2 protein-coding genes and 1 pseudogene are annotated in these 1,909 nt (G+C 71.2%); all 3 read right to left on the reverse strand.

Annotation, left to right across the window (positions count from 1 at the left end; genetic code table 11):
* Nucleotides 1-258, reverse strand: a 258-nt coding sequence (locus VR45_RS13300; RefSeq protein ID WP_045939933.1) for a 1-deoxy-D-xylulose-5-phosphate synthase N-terminal domain-containing protein, incomplete at its 3' end; no start/stop codon positions are given.
* Between the two features lie 142 nt (nt 259-400).
* Entirely contained in the window at nt 401-1,426 is a 1,026-nt protein-coding gene (hpnH, locus tag VR45_RS13305; RefSeq protein ID WP_045939934.1) for an adenosyl-hopene transferase HpnH, read from the reverse strand.
* 2 nt (nt 1,427-1,428) lie between these two features.
* A pseudogene (locus tag VR45_RS13310) lies at nt 1,429-1,909 on the reverse strand (hypothetical protein); the annotation flags it as partial.

Consider the following 1,909-nt stretch of genomic DNA (forward strand, 5'->3'; position numbering starts at 1 on the left):
GTCCTGGCGGCCGGTGAGCAGCTTGTGGACGTAGCTCTGGTGGCCGGTGTCCCAGACGATCCGGTCGTGCGGGGAGTCGAAGGCCCGGTGCAGGGCGATGGTCAGCTCGACCACGCCGAGGTTGGGGCCGAGATGTCCGCCGGTCCGGGTGACGGCGTCGATCAGGAACTCCCGGATCTCGCCGGCCAGCCGGGGCAGCTCGGCGGCCGGGAGGGCTCTCAGGTCCGCCGGGGATGTGACGCTGGAGAGCAGTGACATGGCTTTCACCTCACGACTCGGAGCGGTGCGGTGGTACCGCCGCGGTCGGGCCGCGGCCTCGCGGGGTGGGGGGTCCGGCCCGGGTGCGGGCCCCGGGCCGGACGGGGCGGACGGCCGGTGGGCCGTCCGCCGACGGGTGCGGTCAGCGGCCCCGGTTGGAGCCGACGGTCTCGGTGAGCGCCCGCAGGGACTCCTTCAGGGAGCCCATGGTGGCGAGGACGGCGGTCGGCTCGTAGCCGCAGTGCGCCATGCAGTTGGAGCAGCGGGCGTCCTTGCCGCGTCCGTACTTGTCCCAGTCGGTCTTCTCGATCAGCTCGCGGTAGGTCGGCACATAGCCGTCGGCCATCAGGTAGCAGGGCCGCTGCCAGCCGAAGAGCGAGTAGTTGGGGATGCCCCAGGCGGTGCACTCGAAGTCGACCTTGCCCTCCAGGAAGTCCAGGAAGAGCGGGCTGTGGTTGAGGCGCCAGCGCCGCCGGTTGCCGCCGGCGAAGGTCTTGCGGAACAGCTCGCGGGTCTGTTCGACGCCGAGGAAGTGCTCCTGGTCGGGTGCCTTCTCGTAGGCGAAGGCCGGGGAGATCATCATCTCGTCGACCTGGAGGTCGTCGTTGAGGTAGTCGAGCACGTCGATGATGGTCTGCGGGGTGTCGGTATTGAAGAAGGTGGAGTTGGTGGTCACCCGGAAGCCGCGCCGCTTGGCCTCCTTGATCGCCTCCACCGCCTCGTCGAAGGTGCCCTCCTTGGCCACCGAGGCGTCGTGCCGCTCGCGCAGCCCGTCGATGTGCACGGTGAAGGTGAAGTACGGCGAGGGCTTGAACTTGTCCAGCTTCTTGCGCATCAGCAGCGCGTTGGTGCAGAGGAACACGTACTTGCGGCGCTCGACCAGCTGCCGGACGATCTCGTCGATCTGCGGGTGCATCAACGGCTCGCCGCCCGCGATCGAGACCATCGGGGCGCCCGACTCCAGGACCGCGCCGACTGCCTGGGCGACCGGCATCCGCTGCTTCAGCACCCCGGCCGGGTGCTGGATCTTGCCGCACCCCTCGCAGGCCAGGTTGCAGGCGAAGAGCGGTTCCAGTTCGACGATCAGCGGGAACTTGTCGCGTCGCTTGAGCTTCTGCTGCATGAGGTAGGTGCCGACCCGCACGGTCTGGCGCAACGGCATGGCCATGGCTAGCTCGCCTCCTGAGGGAGCGTCGAGGATGTGGGGTGGTGGTCGAGGGTGGCGGGCGAGGGCCGGTCCCGGCCCGCCCGGTCGTTCCGCAGGTGCCAGTCGACCAGGGCGGGCACCGTGGCGCGGAGCGTCCGCCAGGCGCGGACGCCGGCCGGCAGGGTCCCCGGGCGCAGAAGTTCCCGCTCGGGGGTGTCGACGACGACCCGCAGCACGGCCGCGGGCAGGCCGGGCCGCAGCTCGCTGAGGGCCGCCAGCACGGCGGCGGCCTCCATGTCGACGGCGAGCGCGCCCTGCAGGTGCAGGGCGCGCCGTTCCAGGCCGCGCACCACGTGGTCGGCGGTGTGGTGCACGCCTGTGTGCGCGGTCAGGCCGCGCGCGGTCAGGGCCCGGGTGAGCCCGAGCCCCGAGCCGACGGTGAAGTGGTTGCCCTCGGCGTCGCGGACCCCGTTCGCGACGATCACGTCGCCGGGCGTGATGCCC

Origin of the sequence: Streptomyces sp. NRRL S-495, assembly GCF_000966955.1 — a bacterium.
Classification (GTDB): domain Bacteria; phylum Actinomycetota; class Actinomycetes; order Streptomycetales; family Streptomycetaceae; genus Kitasatospora; species Kitasatospora purpeofusca.